Genomic DNA, 26,077 nt, shown 5'->3' on the forward strand with positions numbered 1-26,077 from the left:
CACTTATGCTCAACAAACACACCCTGATTTCTGCGCAAGACGCTCTGCCAGGGCGGCCACAAGCGATACAAATCGACGATATCCATTATGTTAATCAGTCTAGTTTGACAGCAGAACCCGAATCAGGCCATCAGAAAATTCTGATTGGCATGGGCTGTTTTTGGGGCGCAGAACGCCTGTTCTGGCAATTGGATGGCGTGATCGCTACCGCGGTGGGTTATGCCGGGGGTTACACGCCAAACCCGAGCTACGAAGAAGTCTGCACCGGACAAACCGGCCACACAGAAGTCGTGCGCGTGGTGTTTGACCCACAGGTCATCAGTCTCAATACGCTGTTGCGTCACTTCTGGGAAAATCACGATCCCACCCAAGGGATGCGTCAGGGGAACGATCTCGGCACTCAGTACCGCTCCGCTCTCTACACCTACAATGCCGCACAACAGGCCAGCGCCGAATCGTCGCGTGAGATTTATCAGCAAAGCCTCAGCGTTCACCAGCGTGAAACCGTGACCACCGAGATTCAGCCCGCGGGCCCGTTCTACTACGCGGAAAACTACCACCAGCAGTACTTGGCCAAAAATCCGGATGGCTATTGCGGACTCGGTGGCACGGGCGTGTGCTTTCCTCCCTCATTGAGTGAAGCGTGACCAAAGTCGCCTATTTGGCGACTTTTTTGTTGGCTCCGGGTTATGCGTATATACTTTCGTGGCACATTCACAAGGAAGAAAGCCATGAAAAACAAACTAATAACAGCATTACTTCTGACCTGCTCTCCACTGTTTGCCTCAGCACACAACATCGCCACCGGCCAGCCGGTACCCGAAGTCAGTGTCGACAAATACGGTGAAATTCTGCTCAGCGGTGATGACGTCAGCTACCAGACCTGGAACAGCCAGGGACTGGCCGGTAAAGCCCGCGTCATTCAGGCCATCGCCGGACGCAGCAGCGCCAAAGAGATGAACGCCCCTTTGATGACCGCAATCACGGCCGCCAAGTTCCCGGAACAAAGCTACCAGACCACCACAGTGATCAACCAGGACGACGCGATTTGGGGCACTGGCTCTTTCGTCAAATCCTCCGCGCAGGACAGTAAAAAAGAGTTTCCGTGGTCATCCATCGTATTGGATGAATCCGGCAAAGTCGCGTCCGCCTGGCAACTGGAAGAAGAGTCGTCAGCCATTATCGTGCAGGACAAAAGCGGTAACGTACTGTTTGTTAAAGAAGGTGCGTTGAATCAGACTGACATCAATCAGGTGATCGAACTGGTGAAAAGTCACCTGTAACCCGCTCCACCGGTGGGGAACACTCACCGGTGAATCTTGCCTGACACAGACGTAATTATTTGTTATAACATAACACTTCATTTACGTTATTTCGGTGTTGTTCTAGTGCTGCGCGACTCAAAACGCTCTCGATCCATGGCTGTACTGTGTGCCCTGGCCCTGACTTTGTGGCTCGGCTTCGCGTCGGTAAGCCACCAGTTGGACATCACCGCAGAACACCACCAACACCATGATTGCCAGCTGTTTTCATCGGTTGGCCAAGCTCTCCATGCTGCCGCATTTCACTGGCATGACTCGTCTTTGCCAGACCATTTTAGCCCCGTCCTTCATCGGGTTCGTTATTCTGTTACTCAGCCGGTGTATCAGGCGCGTTCTCCACCAACGCACGCTGCCTAACCACCCTTTTACAACAGATAGCCAACTCAACTAAGGATGACACTTATCATGAAAATCAAAACTTCACTGGCGCTGGCCATTGGCTTCGCCCTTAGCGCCGCGCAAGCAACCGCGGAAGACGGGTTCCGTCAACACGACGCCCACGTTCACGGCCAGGTTGAATTCAACATTGCTCAGGACGGCTCTGAACTGTTGGTCGAGATCACAGCACCAGGCGCGGACGTGGTCGGGTTTGAACACGCCCCGCAAAGCGATAGCGAACAAACTGCACTGGCCAAAGCCAATGCCATTCTGGCAGAAGCCGATAAACTGCTGACGCTCTCCTCCGCCGCTCAGTGTCAGATCAAACACACCTCGGTGACCAATACGCTGCTCGCAGACGACGATAAGCATGAGCATGAGCATGAGCATGAGCATGAGCATGAGCATGAGCATGAGCATGAGCATGAGCATGAGCACCATGATGATCATCAACACGACGATGAACATCACGATCATCACGATCATCACGATCATCACGAAGAGCATGATGGCCACGGCAGTTTCAGTGTGGAATACCGCTATGACTGTCAACAGATCGGTCAGCTCAGCCAGATCGACGTCCATTGGTTTAATCATTTTTCGTCGACACAAAGTATTCAGGCGAACCTGCTGACGGACAAAGGACAGAACGCACATCAACTGAAGCCGGGTCAAAGCACCCTTTCCCTGTAAAAACTCAACCGGAGGCCAGCCACACTGGCCTCCTCTGCTTGTCGGAAACGGATATGAACACACACACGACAATCGTGGAGCCGAATGTGGTCGAGTTGACGGACGTTCGCTTTCAGTGGCCCGGCGCAACGCAGCCGACATTGGCGATCCCCTCTCTGACGGTCCGGCAGGGCGAGCATGTTTTTATCAAAGGCCCGAGTGGCTGTGGTAAATCCACCCTGCTCGGCCTGTTGACCGGCATTCACGCCCCGACCTCAGGCCAGATCACCATCCTCGGACAGGGCTTGTCTGACATGACCTCCCGGAGCAAAGACCGCTTTCGCGCCGACCATATCGGCTACATATTTCAACAATTTAACCTGTTGCCTTACCTCTCAGTGCTGGACAACGTCTTACTGCCCTGCCAGTTTTCACGCCGGCGCAAACAACTGTGCCGTCATCCAGTCGAAACGGCGACAATGCTGCTGCAACGCCTGCACCTGAGCGCTGAACTGCTGGAACGACCCGTCAGTGAGCTGAGTATCGGTCAGCAGCAACGCGTGGCCGCCGCGCGTGCACTAATAGGTGATCCGGCGCTGATCATCGCGGATGAACCGACCTCAGCGCTCGATCATGATAACCGCAGCGCTTTTATCTCACTGCTGCTGGAACAGGCTTCCCAGGCCGGTGCCACGCTGATTTTTGTCAGCCATGACCCAACACTGGAAGGGCTGTTCAACCGCAGTATCGATCTGTTGCAACTTAATCAGGCCCAGGGAGCAATCTGATGACCGCGACCTTGAATCTGGCTTGGAAAAGCCTGAAAAACCGCCGGATGACAGCCATACTGACCATCATGACCGTGGCGATTTCGGTGATTCTGCTGATGGGGGTGGAGCGGATCCGAACTCAGGCCAAAACCAGTTTTGCCAATACCATCTCCGGCACCGATCTGATCGTCGGCGGGCGTTCCGGACAGGTGAACCTGCTGCTGTATTCGGTGTTTCGTATCGGTAACGCCACCAATAACATCGACTGGAAAAGCTATCAGGAATTCAGTCAGCATCGGGCCGTGAAATGGGCGATCCCCATTTCACTCGGGGATTCACATAAAGGTTTCCGGGTGATGGGCACCAACCACAGCTACTTTGAGCACTATCGCTATGGCCAGAAACAACCACTGCGATTTGCCAGTGGCCGTGAATTCAATGGCTTATTCGAGGCCGTGATTGGCGCCGACGTGGCGAAACAGCTCGGCTATCAGGTAGGCAGCGAAATCATTATTGCGCATGGCATCGCCGACGTGGGTTTCAGCCGTCACGATAAACTGCCGTTTCATGTTGTCGGTATCCTAGCCCCCACGGGTACGCCGGTCGACAAAACCGTGCACGTTTCGCTGCAAGCGATTGAAGCCATTCATGTTGGTTGGGAGTCGGGCGCCCAGTTAGGCCCAACACCAGATGCCGCTACGCTGGCCAATATGGACTTTGAGCCCAAACAGATCACCGCGATGCTGATCGGTTTACAGTCCCGGATCCAAGTGTTTGCCCTGCAGCGCCAGATCAACACCTATCCCAAAGAGCCCTTGAGTGCGATTCTGCCCGGTGTCGCGTTGCAAGAGCTATGGGGCATGATGTCGGTTGCCGAACAGGCACTGATGATCATTTCCGTATTTGTGGTGGTGGCCGGTTTGTTTGGTATGCTGAGCAGCCTGCTGGCCAGCCTCAATGAGCGACGGCGGGAAATGGCGATTCTCCGTGCGATGGGCGCCAGGCCCCGACACGTATTTACCCTGTTGATCAGCGAAGCTGCCGGCCTGACACTGGCTGGTATTCTGGTCGGGGTTGCCGGGGTATACACGGTATTAGCCGCCGCCTCGCCGCTGATCCAGCAACAGTACGGGATCCAGATCCAACTGACGGGGATCAGCGGGTACGAATGGGGGCTGCTGGCCTGCGTACAGGCGGCGGGCTTGCTGATTGGTTTTATTCCGGCGTTTCGCGCTTATCGTCAGTCGCTCAGCGACGGCATGACTATCCGTATATAGAGGACCTTATGACACGTAGATTACGACAGCTTGCGCTGATGGTGCTGCTTGCGGCTTCCCCGCTGGTCGGCGCTACCGAAGAAGCACTGAAACTGGACTGGATTGATTTGGTGCCGCAGAGTGAGCGCAAACATTTCGATTCGGTGGGCATGCCCAATGTTAACCATAATGGCGCCGCCGCGCAGCAATCAAAAGTCGGCGCCGTGCGCAACGAGCTCAACGGCAGCCAGGTGAAAATTCCCGGCTTTGTTATTCCGCTCGAAGGTGATGAAAACACCGTGACTGAATTTCTGTTGGTGCCGTACTTCGGTGCCTGTATTCATGTCCCGCCACCACCGCCAAACCAGATCATTTACGTTAAGTTCCCCAAAGGCGCCCCGGTGCAACAGCTCTGGGACGTCATTTATGTCGTAGGTACACTGAAAACCGTGCCGATGAGCACGGAGCTGGCGGATACAGGGTATATGATCGAAGGCAGCGCGATCGAAGAATACGACGACATGTAATATCGACAAGCCACCTGTTTATTGCGGCTAGCCGATGTAGCGGGACAGGTAAGCCAGCACGCCCAGATACACCAGCAGAAGTAAAGCAATGGACAGGTGCTTTTTGAATTTATTCTCTTTTGAATATTTCATAAGCCCCTCACAAATATCGATAACAATTTTAACAAGTTATTATCATTTGTGGTAGCTCAATTTTATCAAACCGCTCGGAACAATTTTTATGGCGGCTCTGCCCGGTTTGGGGGAAATTTTAATTTTTGAATATTCAGGCGACGAATGGACACCTCATGGCAGAAGCAAGCAAACCTGTAGTGATTGAACATGATCATGCTGCGAATGCACGCGATCGTAAATCCAGTTACATAAAGGACAGCGCCAATCGGATTCTGAGCATCGCTCAGGCTCATGGCCTGGATGCCCTGTTGCAAAAAGAATCGCCGGAAAAAAATGCCCTTGAACGAGCGCTGGTACGCGAGCGAAAACGTCGTGAACAACGACAAAAAAACCTCGAACAGATCGTTAAGCTGGCGCATGTGTCCTGCAAAGACGAAACCGCTGGCGAGCCGGATCAGGACTGGTTGTATCGCTTTTTTGACCTGGCACATGAGATCCACAACAGCTCAATGCAGCGCTTATGGGCCCAAGTGCTGAAGCGGGAAGTCACCAATCCCGGCTCCACCTCCATGAAAGCATTGAAAATCCTGCATGACATGACCCCGAAAGAGGCGCAGATCCTGCAACGCGCCGCATCGCTGGGGTGCAGTTTTGGCGGCGATCACAGCCGAAAACTGCTGCTGGGCTACAAAGCGCAAGGCGGATTATTCAGCTTCGGTCGGCGCAACACTACCCAGAACCTCAACATGGGGACGTTTCAGTTACCCTATTCCAGCCTGCTGGTCTTGATTGAACTTGGGTTGCTGCACGCCAGCGAACTGGAGTCGGGCGAAATCGAAGCAGAACCGCCACTGACGCTCAGTTATCAAGGCAAGCACCTGTCGCTGCAGACCAACACCAAAGGTGTGCGTCTGCTCTACTACCGCTTTACCCCGACCGGCAACGAGTTGTGTCAGCTACTGGGCAATAAACCCAATATGGCCTATTACGATCAATTGGTGGCTCTGCTCAATCACAAATTCCTGCTGCACACCGATGTGAAGAGCCAGATGCATCACACGGTGTGATCAGGCGATGATCTGACGCGTGCGCAACGCAGCGAGACACTGATCCACCAACTGCTCCAGCGGCAACTCACCCGCCGGTAAGTCGATCTCAGGCTCCAGCGGTGGCTGATACTCGGAATCGATCCCGGTAAAATTGCGGATCTCTCCCGCTCGGGCTTTCTTATACAACCCTTTGGGATCGCGCTGCTCGCATACTTCTAATGAGGTGTTCACAAACACTTCAAGGAATTCGCCTGGTGGCAACATGTCACGTACCAGTTGGCGCTCCGCCCGGTGCGGTGAGATAAACGCCGACAGCACAATCAGCCCCGCGTCGGCCATCAGCTTGGATAGCTCACCAATGCGACGAATGTTTTCGCGGCGATCCTGCTCTGAAAAGCCCAAATCTCTGCACAAACCGTGGCGCACATTATCCCCATCAAGCAGATAAGTATGGTAACCCAGCTCTGCCAGACGCTGCTCCAGTGCACCGGCAACCGTCGACTTGCCGGCACCGGACAAACCGGTAAACCACAAGACCGCAGGCTGCTGTTGTTTCAGCCCGGCGCGAAAGGTTTTGTCCACCGCATGTGAATGCCACACAATGTTTTCATCTTGTCGGGACGTTGCTGTCATAGTCATATTCCTTGTTAAACCGTGCTGTCAGAACGGGAAAAAATGGGGGATCAATGCCAGCACCAGCACCGAATACACGATCGAAATCGGGATCCCGATCCGCACATAATCCGTTAATTTGTAGTTGCCAACGCTGTACACCAGCAGATTGGTTTGATAGCCGTAAGGCGAGATAAAGCTGGCACTGGCACCAAACAACACCGCCATAATGAACGGCATCGGATCGACGCCATAACCGACGGCCATACTGTAGCCTATCGGGAATGCCAGAGCCGCGGCCGCATTGTTGGTCACCAGCTCGGTGAGCAGCAGGGTGATCAGATAAGTCGCCACCAGCGCACCAAATACACCCCAGCCATTGAATGCGTGGATGAACATTTCTCCCATCCGCATCGACAAACCAGATGAAATCATCAGTTGGGCTATGGTCAGTGCCGAGCCCACAATCACCACAATATCGACCGGGAAACGGCGTCTCAGCTCGCTGATTTGGATGATGCCGAGTGCCAGCAGGGCAATCAGGTATACCGCCAAACCTTTGATAATTGGTACTATATTGGTCAAACCCAGCGCGATCACCGCCGCAAAGCCGAACAACACCAGCGTTGATTTGTTGGCGTCCAGGCGTGCGCTGGAGTCCAGATCATTGACCTGAACAAATTCGCGTCGGTGAGCACTGCGCTCCGCATCAAAGCGTTTTCCGGGAACTAGGACCAGGGTGTCGCCCGCCGTCAGACGAATGTTACCCAACCCGCCTTCCAGACGTTCATGGCCGCGGCGAATGGCCACCACCACCGCATCAAAGCGGTCACGGAAATGACTCGATTTGAGGGTTTTATCGCAGATACTGGACGAGGAGCTGACCACCACTTCCACCAAGTTCTGGCCATTGAGGTGATGCTGGCCAAATAAAGTCAGGCCATGAATTTCCTGCAAAGTCGCGACACTTTCCACGTCGCCACAGAACAGCAACCGGTCACGCGCCTGCAACACAAAGTCAGGGTCGACCGATGGCAAGCTATGGCCATCTCGGATCACTTCCGCCAGAAACAGTTTGCGCAGCGCGCGCAGGTTGTTCTCCGCAATGCTGCGTCCCACTAGGGGCGAGCCGGCTTCCACCCGCGCTTCAAGGAAATACGGCAGGTCATCCTGACCGTGATCATCGTAGCTAGGCAGCAGGTAACTGAGCGGCACCAGAATTAGCACTCCGCCTACCAGCACCGCCAGTCCGATCAGCGTTGGCGCGAAAAAGCTCAAGCTGGGTAAACCGGCGTCTTCCACGAAGCTGTTAATGATCAGGTTAGTGGAGGTGCCAATCAGCGTCAGCGTGCCGCCAAAAATCGCCGCGTAAGAGAGGGGAATAAGCAGCTTGGAAGGCGCGTGCTGTTGATTGCGCTTGATCGCGCCAATCAACGACACCACCACTGCCGTATTGTTGGTAAACGAAGACAGCAGTGCGGTCGAAACACCGAGTTTGGCCACGACCGTACCCAGCCGGCCGCGTGAAATGTTGCTGCTGACCCAGCTGATCAGCCGGGTTTTCTCCAGCGCACAGGACGCCAGGATCAGCAGCACCAAAGTCAGCAGTGACGAGTTAGTGAAATTCGACGCTAAGGTATTGAGCTCAACCATGCCGGCGATAAAGGCGATAAACGCCGCGCCGGCAAAAATAAAGCTCGGTTTAATACGAGTTACAATCAGGCAGGTCATAATGCCCAGCAAGATCGCCAACACAAACCCTTGTTCCCACATAACTCGTCCTTAAAGCGAAGTAATGACTTACTTTTTTGTTGTTATTTCAGTAATTGGCTCAGATCTTTGGCATCCCAGTGTGGGAAATGCTTGCGGATCAGTGCGTTCAGTTCGAGTTCAAACGCGGAGACATCACCTGCCGGACGCGACACCTGAGTCAGGCTCTCACGTACTAAACCAGCGCCCACCGTCACGTTGCTCAGACGGTCGATAATGATGAAGCCACCGGTGTCTGCACAATCGAGGTATTTGTCCAGCGCAACCGACTCTGTCAGTGACCACTCACATAAGCCGATGCCGTTCAATGGCAGCTCTGCTGCCGAGTGGGTCGCCAAATTATTGATGTCGTACTGATGGCGGATCGCCTCCACCCTGCCAACGGTTTTCTTCCCTGCCAGCTTGATGTCGTATTCACGCCCCGGTTGCAGAGGCTGTTCGGTCATCCACACCACATCGGCAAGCAGATGGTTGCTGGACTCCACCTCGGCATTGTGCAGCACAATCAAATCACCGCGACTGATGTCGATTTCATCTTCCAGTGTCAGAGTTACTGCCTGACCGGCTTGTGCAACGTCAAGATCGCCGTCGAAGGTCACAATACGTGCCACTTTCGAACGCTTGCCAGACGGCAGTGCTTCAATCTCATCGCCAACCTGAACCTGACCAGAGGCCACCGTACCGGCAAAACCGCGGAAATCGAGGTTCGGACGGCTGACGTACTGCACTGGGAAACGGAACTCACCGCTGCCTTTTTCGCGGTCCACGTCCACCGACTCCAACAACTCCAGCAGTGACGGTCCCTGATACCAGGCCATATTGCGGCTCTTATCCACCACGTTGTCGCCTTCCAGTGCCGAGAGCGGGATCACCTGAATGTCCGTTTCGCCCTGCAGGTGCTCAGAAAACGCCAAATATTCAGCCCGGATTTGCTCAAAACGCTCTTCGGAGTAATCGACCAGATCCATTTTGTTGACCGCCACGACAAAATGCTTCAGCCCCAGCAGGTTAGAGATGAACGAATGACGACGGGTCTGATCCAGTACGCCTTTGCGCGCATCAATCAGGATCACCGCCAGGTCACAGGTTGACGCACCAGTTGCCATGTTACGGGTGTACTGCTCATGTCCCGGAGTATCGGCAATGATGAACTTACGTTTTTGCGTCGAAAAGTAACGGTACGCCACGTCAATGGTGATGCCCTGTTCACGCTCGGCTTGCAAACCATCCACCAGCAACGCCAGATCCGGACGCTCACCTGTGGTGCCCACGCGCTGGCTATCAGAGTGAACCGCCGCCAGTTGATCTTCATAAATCTGCTTAGAGTCATGAAGCAGACGACCGATCAGAGTACTTTTGCCGTCGTCCACCGACCCGCAGGTGAGGAAACGAAGCAGGGATTTATGTTGATGCTGGTTTAGGTAGCCTTCGATACCAAGCTCGGCCAGCTGAGCTGCAACTGCACTGTTCATATGCTTTCCTTAAGATCCTTTAGAAGTAGCCCTGGCGCTTTTTCAGCTCCATCGATCCTGACTGATCGTGGTCGATCGCCCGTCCCTGACGCTCACTCGATGTGGCCACCAGCATCTCTTCGATAATGCCAGTCAAAGTGTTCGCTTCAGACTCGATAGCTCCAGTCAGTGGATAACAACCAAGAGTACGGAAACGCACACTCTTCTCTTCAATCACTTCACCAGGCTGCAGCTTCATGCGCTCATCATCCACCATGATCAACATGCCGTCCCTCTCTACCACGGGGCGCTTGGCCGACAAGTACAATGGCACAATCTCAATGTTTTCCAGGTAGATGTATTGCCAGATATCCAGCTCGGTCCAGTTCGACAGCGGGAACACTCGGATGCTCTCACCTTTGTTGACCTGTCCGTTGTAGGTGCGCCACAACTCTGGACGCTGATTCTTCGGATCCCAAGTGTGGTTTTTGTCTCGGAAGGAGTACACCCGTTCTTTCGCGCGTGATTTTTCTTCGTCCCGACGCGCCCCACCAAAAGCGGCATCAAAGCCGTATTTGTTCAGCGCCTGCTTAAGGCCCTGCGTCTTCATGATGTCTGTATGCTTTGAAGAGCCGTGTTCAAAAGGGTTGATGCCCATCGCTAACCCTTCAGGGTTTTTGTGCACCAGCAGATCAAACCCGTACTTTTTCGCCGTGCGATCACGAAACTCGATCATTTCACGGAATTTCCAATCAGTATCGACGTGCAACAGCGGAAATGGGATTTTCCCCGGATAAAAGGCTTTGCGAGCCAGATGCAGCATCACCGACGAATCTTTACCGATCGAGTACATCATGACTGGGTTATCAAACTCAGCGGCCACTTCGCGGATGATGTGAATACTCTCCGCCTCAAGCTGCTTTAAGTGAGTTAAGCGTTGTTGATCCATGTGCTTGCTTCCTTTACTGCCTGTTCAGGCGGTGTTAATTAGGCGAAATTCAGTTGCGCCTGAGGTTGAGTGGCGGCGCCGAACCAGCTGAGCTTATCGGCCAACCCCACGACTTCCCCCACCACAATCAGTGATGGGGACTCGGCGCCCTGCGCCAGTTGCGCCAGTTGCGACAACTGACCTCTGAATACTTGCTGACACGCTTGCGTGCCGCGTTCAATGATGGCAATCGGCGTGTCCGCTCCCCGTCCGTGCGCGAGTAATTGTTGCTGGATATAGCTGGATTTCATCAAACCCATATAGATCACCAGTGTCTGCTGCCCCCGGGCCAGCGTTGACCAGTCCATGTCATCACTCTCCGCCTTAAGGTGTCCGGTGATGAACATCGCCGATTGGGCGTAATCACGGTGTGTCAGTGGAATGCCGGCGTACGCCGTTGCGCCTGCTGCCGCGGTGATTCCCGGAACCACCTGAAAGGCAATCCCAGCTTCAAACAGCACTTCCAGCTCTTCACCGCCACGGCCGAACACAAACGGATCGCCGCCTTTGATACGCACAACCCGGTGGCCCTGACGAGCAAAGTCGACCAACAGCTGATTGGTTTTTTCCTGCGGCACACTGTGATGACCCGCGCGTTTACCGACACACACCAAAATGGTGTCATCCGGTACCAACGCCATGATCTCGTCCGAAACCAGGTAGTCATACAACACCACATCGGCTTGTTGCAGGCAGTTGAGTGCTTTGACCGTCAACAGCTCGGCGTCTCCGGGCCCGGCACCGACCAGGGCAACTTCGCCTGGCTGTAGCTGACGTTTCACCAGTGAAGAGGGCGACACGCTGTTGCGTACTAAACGCGGTCCCTTAACGGGAAGTGGTGAAACGATGTCCTTATCCGCCATATCTGCATTCCGTTTCCGATTGATGCAAGCATTATGGCGCTGCGGTGTTATTACCTGAAATTCTAAAATTTCATTTTTTATTCGAATAACTGATAAGCAAATTAACTTTTGTCGATAAGTTCGCCAATTTCCGACCAATTTCTGAGAGATGCAGAACAAATACCGCCATCGTCATACCACCCGGTCACATTTTTCAGTAAGCCGTCATCCAGGTTTCACAGCAATTTGTTACATTAAACGGGTTTCTTTCTTCATTCAGTGGAGCTCACGCAACATGCACCTGGCAATCAACCCGATCACCGCAGCTGTTTTAGGCGGCATGCTGACCTTAGCCGGCCCGGCAATGGCAGACACCATCAAACTGCGCATCATCGAAACCACGGATATCCATACCAATGTGATGGATTACGACTACTACAAAGATCAGCCGTCACCCAAAATCGGCCTTTCCCGCGCCGCAACCTTGGTCAAACAGGCACGGGCCGAAGTGACTAATAGCGTATTGGTTGACAACGGTGACCTGATCCAGGGCAGTCCGATGGGCGATTACATGGCGGCCAAAGGGCTCCAGCCAGGTGAAGTGCACCCAGTGTACAAAGCCATGAACCTATTGGGGTACGATGTGGGTAACATCGGTAATCATGAATTTAACTATGGCTTAGACTTTCTCAAAGAGTCGCTCAATGATGCTAACTTCCCGTACGTCAATGCCAATGTGTATGACGCCAAATCCGGTGAGCATGCCTTCACGCCGTATCTGATCAAAACTCACACCTTTAAAGACACCGATGGCCAAGCGCATCAGGTGAAAGTGGGTTACATCGGTTTTGTGCCACCGCAGATCCTGGTGTGGGATAAGAAAAACCTCGATGGCAAAGTGGTCGCACAAGATATGAAAGCCACCGCAGAAAAGCTGGTGCCGGAAATGCGAGCTCAGGGCGCAGACGTGATCGTGGCCATCCCACACTCGGGTGTCTCTTCGGATCCGTACAAAGTGGGCGCGGAAAACTCGGTTTACTACCTGACTCAGGTCGCCGGTATTGACGCCATTGCGTTTGGTCACTCGCACGCGGTGTTCCCGAGCAAGGATTTTGCGTCCCTGCCGGGTGCCGATCTTCAGCAAGGCACCATCAACGGCGTAACCGCGGTGATGCCGGGGCGCTGGGGCAGCCATGTCGGTGTGATGGATTTGACGCTGAAACAGAAAGGCAATCAGTGGCAGGTGGTCGCCGGTCAGTCTCAGGCCCGGCCGATTTTCGACAAAACCAGCAACACCTCGCTGGCAAGCGCCGATCCGGGCATCGTCAAAGCATTGCAAGCGGATCACGACGGTACACGTACCTTCGTCAACCAGCCGATCGGTCAGGCCAGTGATGTGATGTACAGTTACCTGGCGCTGGTACAAGATGATCCGACGGTGCAAATCGTCAACCTGGCGCAGAAAGATTATGTCGAACGCTTTATTCAAGGCGACCCAGACTTAGATGGTCTGCCGGTACTGTCTGCTGCCGCTCCGTTTAAAGTCGGTGGACGTAAAAATGATCCGGCTAACTTTACCGAAGTGGAAGCCGGTCAGCTTACTTTCCGCAACGCCGCCGATCTCTACCTCTATCCCAACACCCTGGTCACGATGAAAGTCACCGGTCAGCAAGTCAAAGAGTGGCTGGAGTGCAGTGCGGGCCAGTTCAACCAGATTGACGTCAACAGCAGCCAGCCTCAGAGCCTGATCAACTGGGACGGTTTCCGTACCTACAATTTTGACGTTATGGACGGCGTCTCGTATCAGATAGACGTCACCCAGCCCGCTCGTTACGACGGAGACTGCCAGCTGATCCACCCCGACTCGCAGCGTATTGTCGGTCTGAGCTACCAGGGCAAAGCATTGGATCCTCAGCAGACCTTCCTGATCGCGACCAATAACTACCGCGCGTACAGCAATAAGTTTCCGGGCACCGGCAGCCAGTACGTGGCGTTCGATGCGCCGGATGAGAACCGCAGTGTCGTGGCAGACTACATCTCCCGGGTCAGCAAAGAACAGGGTGAAGTGACACCCAATGCCGATAACAACTGGTCATTTGCTCCGATCCACAGTACGCAGAAACTCGATATTCGCTTTGAAACTTCACCCAGCAACAAAGCGGCACAGTTTATCCAGGCAAAAGGCCAGTCTCCGATGAAGAATATTGGCAAGGACGACAACGGCTTTGCGGTTTATCAGTTGGATCTACAAAAATAGCGCCAAGTTGGGTAGATTAAACAGCCACAGAGCACACTCTGTGGCTGTTTTGTTATCGGAGAATCCATCATGACTCAGGCATTTCGCCACCAGTTGCAACAGCATCACTTCACCGCTGAGGAAATTGACCAGTTGCAACTCAGCGCTTCATTGCTTGAACTGCCCACCCGCCATATTCTGGTCAATCAGGGCGAACGCGCCAACGAGATTTACTTTCTGCTGAGTGGCGTGTGTCATGCCAGTTACCTGACTGAAAATGGCCGTCAGTACAGCAAAGAATTCTATTGGGAGAACGACTGGCTGATCGGCTTTGAAAGCCTGATCCAGGATGCTCCGTCACCTTACTTGTTGGAAACGCTGACGCCCAGCGAGCTGATGTGCCTGCCGTTGGCCACGCTGCTTCGCTGGCGCGCAGAGAAACACTCCATCTATCTCAAGCTGTTGGAAACTCAGCTGATGTACAAAGAAAATAAAGAACGCTTTATGCTGTTGTACACTCCGGAAGAGCGGTATCGCCTGTTTTGCGCCCATTACCCGAACCTGCTCGCCCGCTTGAACGACTATCAAATCGCCGCGTATCTGGGCATTACTCCTATCAGCCTGAGCCGGATAAAAAAACGCGCCGGTAATTAACAATTGTTAATGCCGACGCAGGCACCGCTTGCTACAGTCGACGCATGATGAATAATTGAGTACCCACCATGATCACCTGGCACTGTCTGACGTTTTCCCAGCTCACGACTGAGCAGTTGTATCAGCTGCTGCAACTGCGCGTCGACGTATTTGTCGTCGAGCAAACCTGCCCCTATCCCGAACTGGATGGTAAAGACCACCAGTCAGGGGTTCACCACCTGCTCGGCTACGTTGACGATCAACTCGTTGCCTGCGCACGGCTACTGCCCGCGGGCATCAGTTATCCGAGCATCAGTATTGGCCGGGTTGCCACTGCCGCCAATGCACGTGGCCACGGACTGGGCCATCAACTACTGCAACAAGCCCTCACACACTGCGCACAATTGTGGCCGGGCGAAGCGATTGAAATAGGTGCCCAAGAGCATTTGCAAAGCTTCTATCAGCAATACGGGTTTGCCCGCACCTCCGAGACCTATCTGGAAGACGGCATTCCCCATATTGACATGAAGCGAGCAGGTTAAGATCTTGGGGCGTACACCGACCGCCCTGGCTCTGGGGCTGCTTATCCTCGGTAATCTGGCCGCATCGTTGTCCGATGTGATGGTCAAACTGCTCGAAGGCAGTATCTCACCACTGCAGTATATGTTCGTCCGCCAGTTGTTCGCCGTGCTGCTCATCGCCCCATTGTGGTGGCGTCAGCCACGTGCACAACGACGGTTACAGCAAGTGGGCGTCACGCTGACCCGCGCCCATTTGATCTTGATTGGCAGCGGTTGCATGATGGTGGCGATTACCCACATGACCCTGGCGACCGCCAACGCGGTCTTTTACGCAGCGCCGCTGCTGATGCTGCCATTATCAATCTGGCTCCTCAACGAACGTCCCGGGCTGGGTAAAGTGCTGGCAACCGTGATCGGCTTTATCGGCGTACTGGTGGTCCTGCGTCCATCGCAATTTCACTGGGCGGCGCTGTTTGCGCTTGGCACCGCCACGACCTTGGCGCTGTTCAACGTACTGGTACGAAAGCTCCCCGCCGATCAACCCGTTATCACCACCTTGTTCTGGACCAGCCTGCTGTCGTTGCCCAGTGCCGCGTTGCTGGCCTGGGTGCAGTGGCAACCACTTTCAGTTGACGCCTTAATCTTGGTGGCCGCCAGTGCCGCTTTTGTACTGACGTACAATGGCCTGGCCGTGATGGCGTATCAGCGTGCACCAGCGAATCACATTGCGCTGGCCGAATATTCTGGATTGATTTTTGTCGCCGTCATCGGCTGGGTGTGGTTTGCGGAACGGCTGGATGGGGTCACACTACTGGGAATTGCTTTGATTGTGTTGCCATTGATGCCACTGCGCCTGCTGCGCAATGGCATTCGCCGGCCAAGGTTATTTGCTGCGGCCAAACCCACCGCTAGACAGACGGAAAAACATCACCGCACCGGATGATTTTTCCAGTTGCAGAATGTCCAACTGGCCATCGGCTTCGAGTTTAAAGCGGATCAACTGACCCACTTTGATCTGACTGAGCGGCTTATCGCTGCCTTCAACCTGCACCAGTGCATTCAAGTCAGTCATCGGCAAACCAATATTGCGAAAGACCTGTGCCAGAGTGTCGCCCTTTTTGACCGTGTACTCTTTCCAGATTTCACCGCTTGTACGCTTGGGGGCGTCCTGACGCGCCGCATCAGATGCCGTCTGTCCTCTCTGCTCACTCAAACCGGTGGTATTGATATTCAGTTCGATACGCTGACTTTCCGGCTCAGTTTGCGGCTTAGGCTCGGGAACCGGCACCAGCATTAAGATCAGCACCACAGGCACCAATACCATCAGCGCCCGTTGATGTAACTTAGGCAAACGCTGCCAGCAGGCGCTCAGCCGCTGTCGATTCCATTGTTGCCAATCGATCTGTTTCAGATTGATTTTTTGCAGATAAGCGTGCCAGTCAATCTGAGACCATTTTTCTTTCGCCAGCGCGACATAGTCCGTTTTCGGTTGCTTTCTCTTGCGACGATTCATTGCTTATCCGTCTCCTAAATCCTATGTGCACAGTGTAAAAAAAGTCAGCCGACTAGTATAGGCATATTGAGATTCCTACGTCATACCTTCGCAAAATCTTACCAGTTTTCTACCGGAGTAAGAGAATCATCACACTGTTTCCGATTGTTGCCCCTTTGACCACTGCGGGATTTGATCCTCGATCTAATGCTGGTATCCTGTCAGGTTCATTCTCAAGCGAAAAAAGAGCGACATTCATGTCTGAAGTTAAATTTGAAACTGTCGAGCAAAAAGCAAGCTACGGCATCGGTCTACAAATGGGTCAGCAACTGGCTGGCAGCGGTCTGGAAGGCCTGAACGTTGATGCAATCGCCGCCGGTATTGCGACGGCTCTGGTTGGCGAGATGCCAGCGATTGAAATCGATGATATCAATCAGGCACTGCAAGAAATGCACACACGCGCCGAAGCAGCTCGTCAGGAAGCGGCGAAAGCAGCGGCGGCAGACGGTGAAGCGTTCCTGAAGGACAACGCTCTGCGTTCAGAAGTGACGGTACTGGAATCAGGTCTGCAATATGAAGTCCTGACTGAAGGTAACGGTGAAATCCCAACAGCAGACAAGCAAGTTCGCGTGCACTACCACGGTGAACTGACCGACGGTACTGTTTTCGACAGCTCGGTATCACGTGGCCAACCAGCTGAATTCCCAGTAACTGGCGTGATCAAAGGTTGGGTAGAAGCACTGCAACTGATGCCTGTTGGCTCGAAGTGGAAACTGTACATTCCTCAGGATCTGGCTTACGGTGAACGTGGTGCTGGTGCAGCAATCCCACCGTTTGCAGCACTTGTCTTTGAAGTTGAGCTACTGGACATCCTGTAATCTCATTACTTCAATTATGATGAAACGGCGCCACGGCGCCGTTTTTTATTGTGTGAAGGGAAGTGTCTGTGAAAAAAGCCTACCTCATCATCCTGTCCGCCCTCAGTCTGCTCGGCCCGATGAGTACGTCCGCTGCGGATGAACTGGATGAACTCATCGCCCGCAATCTGCAAAACCGCGAAGAGCATGGGTTATTGACCGAACTGCGCTCACATCTCCCCCTGACCAATCGTCAGGCCGCAATGGGCAGTATTGCACTGCTATTACAGGCCAGCCAGCAACTGGATCTGAAGCAGCTTGGTGAATTGAATCACTTGTTACCCAGCCTGGATTTAGAAGAAGCGTATTACGCTCGCGACACCTATCGGTTAAACGTCGCAGAGGTCTTTGTCAATGAGGGGTTAGACAGTGCCATGGCGGAGGTCTTCGCGCCTTTGATGCTGGAGTACTTACAGCACAAAGGGGCATCGGCAACGCTGCTGACTCAGCTTGAGCAAATCTGGCAATTCTGAGCGGAGCCAAAGGCCAAATAAACAAAAAGCCGGGCGATTGCCCGGCTTTGTGTTCTTACGAACTCTGATTACTCAGCAGCTGCTTCTGCAACTTCTGGGCGATCTACAAGCTCAATGTAAGCCATTGGAGCTTTGTCGCCAGCACGGAAGCCAGCTTTTAGGATACGAGTGTAACCGCCCTGACGAGCAGCAAAACGTGGACCTAGTTCGTTAAATAGTTTCGCAACTACTTCGTTGTCACGAGTACGTGCAAATGCCAGACGACGGTTAGCAACGCTGTCAGTCTTAGCTAGTGTAATCAAAGGCTCAACTACGCGACGTAGCTCTTTTGCTTTTGGCAAAGTAGTCTTGATAACTTCATGACGTACTAGAGAGCTAGCCATGTTGCTAAACATCGCTTTACGATGTGAGCTGTTGCGGTTGAGTTGACGACCACTCTTACGATGGCGCATGACCTAATCCTTCTAACTAGTATCGATTAATCTTCAGCGATAGATGCTGGTGGCCAGTTTTCTAGGCGCATGCCCAGTGACAGACCACGTGATGCAAGTACGTCTTTAATCTCAGTAAGAGATTTTTTACCCAGGTTAGGCGTTTTAAGTAGCTCAACCTCAGTACGCTGTACAAGATCACCGATGTAGTGAATCGCTTCTGCTTTCAGACAGTTAGCAGAGCGAACTGTTAGTTCAAGATCGTCTACAGGACGCAGTAGGATCGGATCGAACTCTGGCTTCTCTTCTTTCTCCTCAGGAACTCGTACATCACGCAGATCTACGAATGCATCCAGTTGTTCAGCAAGGATTGTTGCTGCACGACGGATTGCTTCCTCAGGTTCAAGAGTACCGTTCGTTTCCATATCGATAACAAGCTTGTCCAGGTCAGTGCGCTGCTCAACACGTGCTGCTTCAACAGAGTAGGCAATTTTGTCTACTGGGCTGTAAGTAGCATCAACAAGCAAACGACCGATAGGACGCTCATCTTCTTCAGTATGGATACGAGCAGAAGCCGGAACATAACCACGACCACGTTCCACTTTAATGCGCATAGCGATTTCAGCGTTGTCATCCGTTAGGTGACAAATAACGTGTTCAGGGTTTGCGATCTCTACATCACCATCATGGGTGATGTCACCTGCAACCACAGGGCCCGAGCCTGATTTGTTTAGTGTAATGAACACTTCATCTTTGCCTTCGGCAACGCGAACAGCCAGACCTTTCAGGTTAAGAAGTATCTCTAAGATATCTTCCTGAACGCCTTCTTTAGTGCTGTACTCGTGTAGTACGCCTTCAATCTCTACTTCTGTTACCGCACAACCCGGCATAGAAGACAGAAGAATACGGCGAAGTGCATTACCCAGAGTATGGCCAAAACCACGCTCTAACGGCTCAAGAGTTACTTTTGCGTGAGTCGTGCTGATCTGTTCGATGTCAACAAGACGTGGCTTAAGAAATTCTGTTACAGAACCCTGCATTGTGTCCTCTCTTTAGTTTAAACCTTACTTAGAGTAAAGCTCGACGATCAATTGTTCGTTGATGTCAGCAGACAGGTCAGAACGTTCAGGCATACGCTTGAAAGTACCTTCCATATTACCAGCATCTACTTCAATCCAAGTTGGTTTTTCGCGTTGTTCTGCAACTTCCAGAGCCGCTTTAACACGAGCTTGCTTTTTCGCTTTCTCGCGGATAGAAACAACGTCGTTTGCCGCAACTTTGAAAGAAGGAACGTTTACAACTTTACCGTTAACCAAGATAGCTTTGTGGCTAACCAGCTGACGTGCTTCTGCGCGAGTTGCACCAAAGCCCATGCGGTAAACTACGTTATCAAGACGACCTTCAAGAAGCTGAAGCAGGTTTTCACCTGTGTTGCCCTTCAGACGAGCAGCTTCTTTGTAGTAGTTACGGAATTGTTTTTCTAGAACGCCGTACATGCGACGTACTTTTTGCTTCTCACGAAGCTGAACGCCATACTCAGATAGACGACCGCGACGAGCGCCGTGTACACCTGGTGCGTTATCAATTTTACACTTGGTATCGATCGCGCGTACACCTGACTTAAGGAACAAGTCAGTGCCTTCGCGACGGCTAAGCTTCAGCTTAGGACCCAAATATCTTGCCATGATCTTTCTCCAATCTTCCCAGAAACGTTATACGCGACGTTTCTTAGGTGGACGACAACCGTTATGAGGGATTGGTGTAGCATCAACGATGTTTGTGATGCGGAAACCAGCAGCGTTCAGTGCGCGAACAGTAGATTCACGACCTGGACCTGGACCCTTAACCATAACTTCCAAGTTCTTTAGACCGTACTCTTTAGCCATTTCAGCACAACGCTCAGCAGCAACCTGTGCAGCGAATGGAGTAGATTTACGAGAACCACGGAAACCTGAACCACCTGCAGTCGCCCATGCAAGAGCGTTACCTTGACGGTCAGTGATAGTTACGATTGTGTTGTTGAAAGAAGCATGGATGTGCGCAACGCCATCTGCAACTTGCTTGCGTACGCGCTTACGAGCGCGAGTTGGTTGTTTAGCCATTGTACTCTACCTTCCCGATTATTTCTTGATCGGCTTACGCGGACCCTTACGGGTGCGAGCGTTGGTTTTAGTACGCTGTCCACGTAGTGGTAGACTGCGACGATGACGAAGACCACGGTAACAGCCAAGGTCCATAAGACGCTTGATGTTCATAGATACTTCACGACGTAGATCACCTTCTACAGTGTACTTAGCTACACCATCACGCAGTTGATCGATCTGCTCTTCAGTTAGTTCACTGATCTTAACATTTTCAGCAATACCCACTTCAGCTAGGATAGCTTGAGAGCGAGTTTTACCGATGCCGTAGATCGCAGTTAATGCGATAACAGCATGTTTCTGATCAGGAATGTTAATGCCTGCAATACGGGCCATTATTCACTCCTAAGTGTTTCTATAAAAGAATTAGCCGCAGCAAAGCCCGTAGAGGATACGCTGCGGGATACTACTTCTTTTGCACGCAAAAGGTAGGCCGAGGAATATACTCGACACTACCTTATATTTCAAGTAAAAATTTCTGCTCAATTAGCCTTGGCGCTGCTTGTGCTTTGGCTCACTGCAAATTACGCGAACAACACCGTTACGCTTGATTACTTTACAGTTACGGCAGATTTTTTTAACGGAAGCACGAACTTTCATTGCTAAACTCCGTAAATGAAATCTGAATTAACGGCCGTAGCCTTTCAGATTTGCCTTCTTCAACACAGAATCATACTGTTGTGACATCAGATGAGTCTGTACCTGTGCCATAAAGTCCATGATTACTACCACTACGATAAGTAGTGAAGTACCGCCGAAGTAGAAACGTACGTTCCACGCGACCATCATAAACTCTGGAATCAGACAGATAAAGGTAATGTACAGTGCACCGACTAGGGTAAGACGTGTCATTACTTTATCAATGTATTTCGCTGTCTGTTCACCTGGGCGGATACCGGGTACGAATGCACCGGACTTCTTCAGGTTATCTGCTGTTTCACGCGGGTTGAAAACCAACGCCGTGTAGAAGAAACAGAAGAAAATAATCGCTGTTGCATAAAGCATGACATACAGAGGTTGACCCGGGCTTAGAGCCAAAGACACATCAGTTAACCAACCGAATGTGCTGCTCTCACCGTTCTGACCGAACCACTGAGCCAGTGTTCCTGGGAACAGGATAATGCTTGATGCAAAAATCGCTGGAATGACACCTGCCATGTTAATTTTCAGTGGCAAGTGAGTGCTTTGTGCAGCAAATACTTTGCGACCTTGTTGACGCTTCGCGTAGTTCACGACGATACGACGCTGACCACGTTCCATGAAAACAACAAAGTAAATAACCGCAAAAGCCAGTACAGCAATCAACAGCAGAAGAAGTACATGCAATTCACCTTGACGCGCTTGCTCAATTGTTTGACCGATTGCTTTTGGCAATCCAGCAACAATACCTGCAAAGATCAGTAACGAAATACCGTTACCAATTCCACGCTCTGTAATTTGTTCACCTAACCACATCAGGAACATGGTGCCGGTTACTAAACTTACGGTTGCAATTAGCGTAAACATGGTTTGGTTGATAACAACCAGATTGTCGACCATGTTTGGTAGGCCAGTTGCGATACCTATTGCCTGGAATGTTGCAAGTACAAGCGTGCCGTAGCGTGTATATTGGCTGATCTTACGACGGCCTGCTTCACCCTCTTTCTTGAGTTCCGCTAACGCTGGATGAACTACAGTCAGCAACTGGACAACAATCGACGCCGAAATATACGGCATGATGCCCAGTGCCAAGATAGATGCACGCTCAAGAGCACCACCGGAGAACATGTTAAACATTTCAACGATGGTGCCTTTTTGCTGTTCGAACAAATCGGCAAGTACAGCTGCGTCAATACCAGGAATCGGCACGAAAGAGCCCGCTCGGAATACTAAAAGTGCACCTATTACGAATAGTAAGCGCGACTTCAGCTCACTCAAGCCGCTCTTAGCACTACGAAAATCTTGTCCTGGTTTCTTAGCCATCTGTACCTCGTTCCTCGAGATTATTCCTCGATTTTACCGCCTGCAGCTTCGATTGCAGCTTTAGCGCCTTTAGTCACGCGTAGACCTTTAACAGTCACTGCTTTGTTGATTTCGCCAGAAAGAACAACTTTAACGAATTCGATGTTCTTAGTAACGATGTTAGCAGCTTTCAGGCTGTTCAGATCAACCACGTCACCTGTAACTTTCGCCAGCTCAGCTAGACGAACTTCAGCAGACACTAGGCTCTTGCGAGAAGTGAAGCCGAACTTAGGCAGACGTTGTTTCAGAGGCATTTGACCGCCTTCAAAACCTGGACGAACTTTACCGCCAGAACGTGACTTTTGACCTTTGTGGCCGCGGCCACCAGTTTTACCAAGGCCAGAACCAATACCGCGACCTAGACGCTTCTTAGAAGGTTTAGATCCAGCAGCAGGTGATAGAGTATTCAAACGCATTCTGATTACTCCTCAACTTTAACCATGTAGTAAACCTTGTTGATCATGCCGCGCACGCACGGAGTATCTTCAAGTTCTACTGTGTGGTTGATTTTACGAAGGCCTAGACCGCGCAAAGTAGCTTTGTGCTTAGGCAGGCGACCAATTGAGCTTTTAGTTTGAGTTACTTTAATAGTTGCCATGGTTCTTACTCCGAAATAGCTTCAACAGTTAGACCACGTTTAGCAGCAACCATTTCTGGTGACTTCATGCTACCCAGAGCATCGATCGTTGCACGAACGATGTTGATTGGGTTAGTAGAACCGTACGCTTTAGACAGTACGTTATGTACACCAGCAACTTCTAGTACTGCACGCATCGCACCACCTGCGATAACACCAGTACCTTCTGCAGCAGGCTGCATGTAAACTTTAGAGCCCGAGTGGCGACCTTTCACTGGGTGGTGAAGAGTGCCTTCGTTCAGAGCGATCGTAGTCATGTTACGACGCGCTTTTTCCATTGCTTTTTGGATCGCTGCAGGTACTTCACGAGCTTTGCCGTAACCGAAACCTACACGACCGTTACCGTCACCAACTACAGTCAGTGCAGTAAAGCTCATGATTCGACCACCTTTAACCGTCTTAGATACACGGTTAACAGCGATTAGCTTTTCTTGCAAATCATTCGCTTGAACTTGTTGTTCTTTAGCCATCTTCCAACCCTACCTTAGAATTTCAGACCAGCTTCGCGAGCAGATTCTGCCAGCGCCGCTACTCGACCGTGGTATTGGAAACCAGAACGATCAAATGCAACTGTTTCCACGCCTTTTTCAAGAGCGCGCTCAGCAATAGCTTTACCTACCGCTTTAGCTGCATCAACGTTACCAGTGTTCTTAACTTGCTCACGGATCGCTTTTTCTACAGTAGAAGCTGCTGCGATAACCTCAGAGCCGTTTGATGCGATAACCTGAGCGTACACGTGACGAGGAGTACGGTGTACTACTAGGCGAGTTGCACCCAGTTCTGCAATCTTACGACGTGCGCGTGTAGCACGACGGATGCGAGATGCTTTCTTATCCATAGTGTTACCTTACTTCTTCTTAGCTTCTTTAGTACGCACATTTTCATCTGCGTAACGAACACCTTTACCTTTGTAAGGCTCAGGCTCACGGTAAGAACGAATGTCAGCCGCAACCTGACCAACTAGCTGCTTGTCAGCACCAGTCAGTACGATTTCAGTTTGGCTTGGACATTCAGCTTTAACACCCGCTGGCAGCTCGTGCTCAACAGGGTGAGAGAAGCCCAGTGTCAGACCTACAGCGTTGCCTTTGATAGCAGCACGGTAACCAACACCTTTCAGTACTAGCTTCTTAGTAAAGCCTTCAGTAACACCAATAACCATGTTGTTCACTAGTGCACGAGCAGTACCTGCCTGTGCCCAAGCGTTAGCAACACCTTCGCGTGGACCGAAAGTAAGGTTGTTTTCTTCCTGAGCGACCACAACTGCATCGTTAACAACGCGAGTCAGTTCGCCTTTGGCACCTTTAACAGTGATTTCTTGGCCGTTTAGTTTCACCTCTACGCCAGCTGGAATAGCGACAGGTGCTTTAGCAACACGAGACATATTCTACTCCTATTACGCTACGTAGCAGATGATTTCACCACCAAGACCTGCTTTACGTGCAGCACGGTCTGACATCAGACCCTTGGAAGTTGAAACGATAGCAACACCTAGACCACCCATTACAGATGGCAGCTCGTCTTTTTTCTTATAGACGCGCAGACCTGGGCGTGAAACACGCTTTAGTTGCTCGATTACTGGTTTCGCTTGGAAGTACTTAAGAGTAACTTCTAGCTCAGGTTTTACGTCGCCTTCAACAGCGAAATCAGTGATGTAACCTTCAGCTTTTAGCAGTGCAGCAATTGCAACTTTAAGCTTTGAAGAAGGCATTTTTACAGCAACTTTGTTTGCTGCCTGACCGTTACGAACACGGGTCAGCATATCCGAAATCGGATCTTGCATGCTCATATGATTTACTCCAAATGATTAAGTGGCAATTACCAGCTAGCCTTACGAAGTCCAGGAATCTCGCCTTTCATGCAAGCTTCGCGAACTTTGATACGGCTCAGACCGAATTTACGTAGGTAACCGTGTGGACGACCAGTTTGGTTACAACGGTTGCGCTGACGTGACGCACTTGAATCACGTGGAAGAGATTGCAGTGTCAGAACCGCATTCCAACGATCTTCTTCAGATGCATTTACATCGCTGATGATAGCTTTAAGAGCAGCACGCTTTTCAGCGAACTTAGCTACAAGCTTCGCACGTTTAGCTTCACGTGCTTTCATTGATTGTTTAGCCATAACAGTAACCCTTCACCTTACTTACGGAATGGGAAGTTAAAGGCAGCCAGCAGAGCACGGCCTTCCTCATCGGAACCAGCAGACGTCGTGATAGTAATATCAAGACCGCGGACACGATCAACTTTATCAAAGTCGATTTCCGGGAAGATGATTTGCTCGCGAACGCCCATGCTGTAGTTACCGCGACCGTCAAAAGACTTAGCGCTAACACCACGGAAGTCACGTACACGTGGAAGAGCGATTGAGATCAGACGCTCCAAAAAATCCCACATGCGTTCGCCACGCAAGGTTACTTTACAACCGATTGGGTAGCCTTCACGGATTTTGAAACCTGCAACAGATTTACGCGCTTTAGTGATAAGTGGCTTTTGACCAGAGATCGTTGCCATATCAGCAGCTGCGTTTTCCAGCAGTTTCTTATCGTTGATTGCTTCACCCACACCCATGTTCAGGGTGATCTTTTCGATTCTAGGGACTTGCATGACGCTTGAGTAACCGAACTGTTTGGTCAGTTCAGCGACTACAGACGACTTGTAGTAATCATGCAGTTTCGCCATAGTAGAACTCCAAATTACTTCTAATTAGTTAGAAACGGTTTCACCGTTAGACTTGAAGAAACGAACTTTTTTGCCGTCTTCAAAACGGAAACCGATACGGTCCGCTTTACCGGTTGCTGCGTTGAAAATCGCAATGTTAGAAACATCGATTGCTGCTTCTTGCTCA

At 51.6% G+C, this 26,077-nt stretch carries 34 protein-coding genes and 2 pseudogenes; 14 read left to right on the forward strand and 22 right to left on the reverse strand.

Annotated features, from left to right (window positions below; all coding sequences use genetic code 11):
- The first annotated feature begins 5 nt into the window (after positions 1-5).
- The 8 genes from msrA to CAG65_RS00145 all read left to right on the forward strand — a co-directional run bounded on the left by msrA (position 6) and on the right by CAG65_RS00145 (position 6,106).
- Positions 6-647: a peptide-methionine (S)-S-oxide reductase MsrA gene (gene msrA / locus CAG65_RS00110; RefSeq protein ID WP_161451413.1), complete on the forward strand. Its 642-nt coding sequence runs from the start codon at positions 6-8 to the stop codon at positions 645-647.
- Between the two features lie 84 nt (positions 648-731).
- Positions 732-1,283 (forward strand): YtfJ family protein, encoded by a 552-nt coding sequence (locus tag CAG65_RS00115; protein ID WP_161451360.1) that lies wholly within the window; start codon positions 732-734, stop codon positions 1,281-1,283.
- 105 nt (positions 1,284-1,388) lie between these two features.
- Positions 1,389-1,679, forward strand: a complete 291-nt coding sequence (locus CAG65_RS00120) for a DUF2607 family protein (protein WP_337247449.1) — start codon at positions 1,389-1,391, stop codon at positions 1,677-1,679.
- Between the two features lie 48 nt (positions 1,680-1,727).
- Positions 1,728-2,393, forward strand: a complete 666-nt coding sequence (zrgA, locus tag CAG65_RS00125) for a zinc uptake protein ZrgA (protein ID WP_161451362.1) — start codon at positions 1,728-1,730, stop codon at positions 2,391-2,393.
- Positions 2,394-2,446: 53 nt separating this feature from the next.
- Positions 2,447-3,160, forward strand: a complete 714-nt coding sequence (locus CAG65_RS00130) for an ABC transporter ATP-binding protein (RefSeq protein WP_161451364.1) — start codon at positions 2,447-2,449, stop codon at positions 3,158-3,160.
- Positions 3,160-4,419 (forward strand): ABC transporter permease, encoded by a 1,260-nt coding sequence (locus tag CAG65_RS00135; protein ID WP_161448724.1) that lies wholly within the window; start codon positions 3,160-3,162, stop codon positions 4,417-4,419. The genes CAG65_RS00130 and CAG65_RS00135 overlap by 1 nt, the downstream gene beginning before the upstream one ends.
- 38 nt (positions 4,420-4,457) lie before the next feature.
- Positions 4,458-4,925 carry a DUF3299 domain-containing protein gene (locus CAG65_RS00140; RefSeq protein ID WP_425585301.1) on the forward strand — a complete coding sequence of 156 codons (468 nt, stop codon included), beginning with the start codon at positions 4,458-4,460 and terminating at the stop codon, positions 4,923-4,925.
- 287 nt (positions 4,926-5,212) lie between these two features.
- Positions 5,213-6,106, forward strand: coding sequence for a TIGR03899 family protein (locus tag CAG65_RS00145; protein WP_161451366.1), 894 nt, complete (start codon positions 5,213-5,215; stop codon positions 6,104-6,106).
- On the opposite strand, the gene cysC is transcribed toward CAG65_RS00145, so the two are convergent.
- The 5 genes and pseudogenes from cysC to cobA form a co-directional block, all read right to left on the reverse strand.
- Positions 6,107-6,721, reverse strand: a complete 615-nt coding sequence (gene cysC, locus CAG65_RS00150) for an adenylyl-sulfate kinase (protein ID WP_202599219.1) — start codon at positions 6,719-6,721, stop codon at positions 6,107-6,109.
- 27 nt (positions 6,722-6,748) lie between these two features.
- Positions 6,749-8,473 (reverse strand): SLC13 family permease, encoded by a 1,725-nt coding sequence (locus tag CAG65_RS00155; protein WP_161451371.1) that lies wholly within the window; start codon positions 8,471-8,473, stop codon positions 6,749-6,751.
- 41 nt (positions 8,474-8,514) lie between these two features.
- The gene (gene cysN / locus CAG65_RS00160; RefSeq protein ID WP_161451373.1) at positions 8,515-9,942 is read right to left on the reverse strand and encodes a sulfate adenylyltransferase subunit CysN; all 1,428 of its coding nucleotides are present in this window, start codon (positions 9,940-9,942) and stop codon (positions 8,515-8,517) included.
- A 19-nt stretch (positions 9,943-9,961) separates the two neighbouring features.
- Positions 9,962-10,885: pseudogene (gene cysD / locus CAG65_RS00165) on the reverse strand (sulfate adenylyltransferase subunit CysD); the annotation flags it as partial.
- 23 nt (positions 10,886-10,908) lie between these two features.
- On the reverse strand, positions 10,909-11,772 hold the full coding sequence (gene cobA, locus CAG65_RS00170; RefSeq protein WP_161451375.1) for a uroporphyrinogen-III C-methyltransferase: 864 nt from the start codon (positions 11,770-11,772) through the stop codon (positions 10,909-10,911).
- Between the two features lie 274 nt (positions 11,773-12,046).
- Here cobA and cpdB point away from each other — a divergent pair, with 274 nt between their 5' ends.
- From cpdB to CAG65_RS00190, 4 genes are all read left to right on the forward strand, one after another.
- Entirely contained in the window at positions 12,047-14,008 is a 1,962-nt protein-coding gene (gene cpdB / locus CAG65_RS00175; RefSeq protein WP_161451377.1) for a 2',3'-cyclic-nucleotide 2'-phosphodiesterase, read from the forward strand.
- 69 nt (positions 14,009-14,077) lie between these two features.
- Complete coding sequence (locus tag CAG65_RS00180) at positions 14,078-14,641, forward strand: Crp/Fnr family transcriptional regulator (RefSeq protein WP_161451378.1); 564 nt, start codon at positions 14,078-14,080, stop codon at positions 14,639-14,641.
- A 68-nt stretch (positions 14,642-14,709) separates the two neighbouring features.
- Positions 14,710-15,162 (forward strand): GNAT family N-acetyltransferase, encoded by a 453-nt coding sequence (locus tag CAG65_RS00185; protein WP_161451380.1) that lies wholly within the window; start codon positions 14,710-14,712, stop codon positions 15,160-15,162.
- A 1-nt stretch (position 15,163) separates the two neighbouring features.
- Positions 15,164-16,084 (forward strand): EamA family transporter, encoded by a 921-nt coding sequence (locus CAG65_RS00190; protein ID WP_161451415.1) that lies wholly within the window; start codon positions 15,164-15,166, stop codon positions 16,082-16,084.
- Here CAG65_RS00190 and CAG65_RS00195 read toward each other — a convergent pair.
- Entirely contained in the window at positions 16,025-16,654 is a 630-nt protein-coding gene (locus tag CAG65_RS00195) for a LysM-like peptidoglycan-binding domain-containing protein (protein WP_161451382.1), read from the reverse strand. The genes CAG65_RS00190 and CAG65_RS00195 overlap by 60 nt on opposite strands.
- Before the next feature lie 236 nt (positions 16,655-16,890).
- Between CAG65_RS00195 and CAG65_RS00200 the strand changes: the two genes are divergently transcribed.
- Together CAG65_RS00200 and CAG65_RS00205 are read left to right on the forward strand one after the other, a co-directional pair.
- Positions 16,891-17,511 carry an FKBP-type peptidyl-prolyl cis-trans isomerase gene (locus CAG65_RS00200; protein ID WP_021704458.1) on the forward strand — a complete coding sequence of 207 codons (621 nt, stop codon included), beginning with the start codon at positions 16,891-16,893 and terminating at the stop codon, positions 17,509-17,511.
- 68 nt (positions 17,512-17,579) lie between these two features.
- Entirely contained in the window at positions 17,580-18,023 is a 444-nt protein-coding gene (locus CAG65_RS00205; protein ID WP_161451384.1) for a DUF2780 domain-containing protein, read from the forward strand.
- A 68-nt stretch (positions 18,024-18,091) separates the two neighbouring features.
- Here the strand turns inward: CAG65_RS00205 and rplQ are convergent, their stop codons facing one another.
- From rplQ to rplX, 16 genes and pseudogenes are all read right to left on the reverse strand, one after another.
- Positions 18,092-18,475, reverse strand: a complete 384-nt coding sequence (gene rplQ / locus CAG65_RS00210) for a 50S ribosomal protein L17 (protein WP_021704460.1) — start codon at positions 18,473-18,475, stop codon at positions 18,092-18,094.
- Between the two features lie 26 nt (positions 18,476-18,501).
- Entirely contained in the window at positions 18,502-19,494 is a 993-nt protein-coding gene (locus CAG65_RS00215) for a DNA-directed RNA polymerase subunit alpha (RefSeq protein ID WP_021704461.1), read from the reverse strand.
- 24 nt (positions 19,495-19,518) lie between these two features.
- Complete coding sequence (gene rpsD, locus CAG65_RS00220) at positions 19,519-20,139, reverse strand: 30S ribosomal protein S4 (protein ID WP_021704462.1); 621 nt, start codon at positions 20,137-20,139, stop codon at positions 19,519-19,521.
- A gap of 27 nt (positions 20,140-20,166) precedes the next feature.
- Positions 20,167-20,556 carry a 30S ribosomal protein S11 gene (gene rpsK / locus CAG65_RS00225; protein ID WP_001118870.1) on the reverse strand — a complete coding sequence of 130 codons (390 nt, stop codon included), beginning with the start codon at positions 20,554-20,556 and terminating at the stop codon, positions 20,167-20,169.
- Between the two features lie 18 nt (positions 20,557-20,574).
- Positions 20,575-20,931: a 30S ribosomal protein S13 gene (rpsM, locus tag CAG65_RS00230; protein WP_005383154.1), complete on the reverse strand. Its 357-nt coding sequence runs from the start codon at positions 20,929-20,931 to the stop codon at positions 20,575-20,577.
- Between the two features lie 150 nt (positions 20,932-21,081).
- On the reverse strand, positions 21,082-21,195 hold the full coding sequence (gene rpmJ / locus CAG65_RS00235; protein WP_000868186.1) for a 50S ribosomal protein L36: 114 nt from the start codon (positions 21,193-21,195) through the stop codon (positions 21,082-21,084).
- 27 nt (positions 21,196-21,222) lie between these two features.
- Positions 21,223-22,557, reverse strand: a complete 1,335-nt coding sequence (gene secY / locus CAG65_RS00240; RefSeq protein WP_021704463.1) for a preprotein translocase subunit SecY — start codon at positions 22,555-22,557, stop codon at positions 21,223-21,225.
- 20 nt (positions 22,558-22,577) lie between these two features.
- Positions 22,578-23,012 (reverse strand): 50S ribosomal protein L15, encoded by a 435-nt coding sequence (gene rplO, locus CAG65_RS00245; protein WP_021704464.1) that lies wholly within the window; start codon positions 23,010-23,012, stop codon positions 22,578-22,580.
- A 5-nt stretch (positions 23,013-23,017) separates the two neighbouring features.
- The gene (rpmD, locus tag CAG65_RS00250; RefSeq protein WP_000201159.1) at positions 23,018-23,194 is read right to left on the reverse strand and encodes a 50S ribosomal protein L30; all 177 of its coding nucleotides are present in this window, start codon (positions 23,192-23,194) and stop codon (positions 23,018-23,020) included.
- A 5-nt stretch (positions 23,195-23,199) separates the two neighbouring features.
- Complete coding sequence (gene rpsE, locus CAG65_RS00255; RefSeq protein WP_005435090.1) at positions 23,200-23,703, reverse strand: 30S ribosomal protein S5; 504 nt, start codon at positions 23,701-23,703, stop codon at positions 23,200-23,202.
- A 14-nt stretch (positions 23,704-23,717) separates the two neighbouring features.
- Positions 23,718-24,071: a 50S ribosomal protein L18 gene (gene rplR, locus CAG65_RS00260; RefSeq protein WP_021704465.1), complete on the reverse strand. Its 354-nt coding sequence runs from the start codon at positions 24,069-24,071 to the stop codon at positions 23,718-23,720.
- Between the two features lie 9 nt (positions 24,072-24,080).
- Positions 24,081-24,614, reverse strand: coding sequence for a 50S ribosomal protein L6 (rplF, locus tag CAG65_RS00265; RefSeq protein WP_161451386.1), 534 nt, complete (start codon positions 24,612-24,614; stop codon positions 24,081-24,083).
- Between the two features lie 12 nt (positions 24,615-24,626).
- Entirely contained in the window at positions 24,627-25,019 is a 393-nt protein-coding gene (gene rpsH, locus CAG65_RS00270) for a 30S ribosomal protein S8 (RefSeq protein ID WP_021704467.1), read from the reverse strand.
- A gap of 29 nt (positions 25,020-25,048) precedes the next feature.
- Positions 25,049-25,354, reverse strand: coding sequence for a 30S ribosomal protein S14 (gene rpsN, locus CAG65_RS00275; RefSeq protein WP_005455658.1), 306 nt, complete (start codon positions 25,352-25,354; stop codon positions 25,049-25,051).
- 17 nt (positions 25,355-25,371) lie between these two features.
- Complete coding sequence (gene rplE, locus CAG65_RS00280) at positions 25,372-25,911, reverse strand: 50S ribosomal protein L5 (RefSeq protein ID WP_021704468.1); 540 nt, start codon at positions 25,909-25,911, stop codon at positions 25,372-25,374.
- A gap of 24 nt (positions 25,912-25,935) precedes the next feature.
- Positions 25,936-26,077 (reverse strand): annotated as a pseudogene (rplX, locus tag CAG65_RS22115) (50S ribosomal protein L24); the annotation flags it as partial.

Source organism: Vibrio sp. V39_P1S14PM300 (assembly GCF_009904765.1).
In the GTDB taxonomy this organism is placed as follows: domain Bacteria; phylum Pseudomonadota; class Gammaproteobacteria; order Enterobacterales; family Vibrionaceae; genus Vibrio; species Vibrio proteolyticus.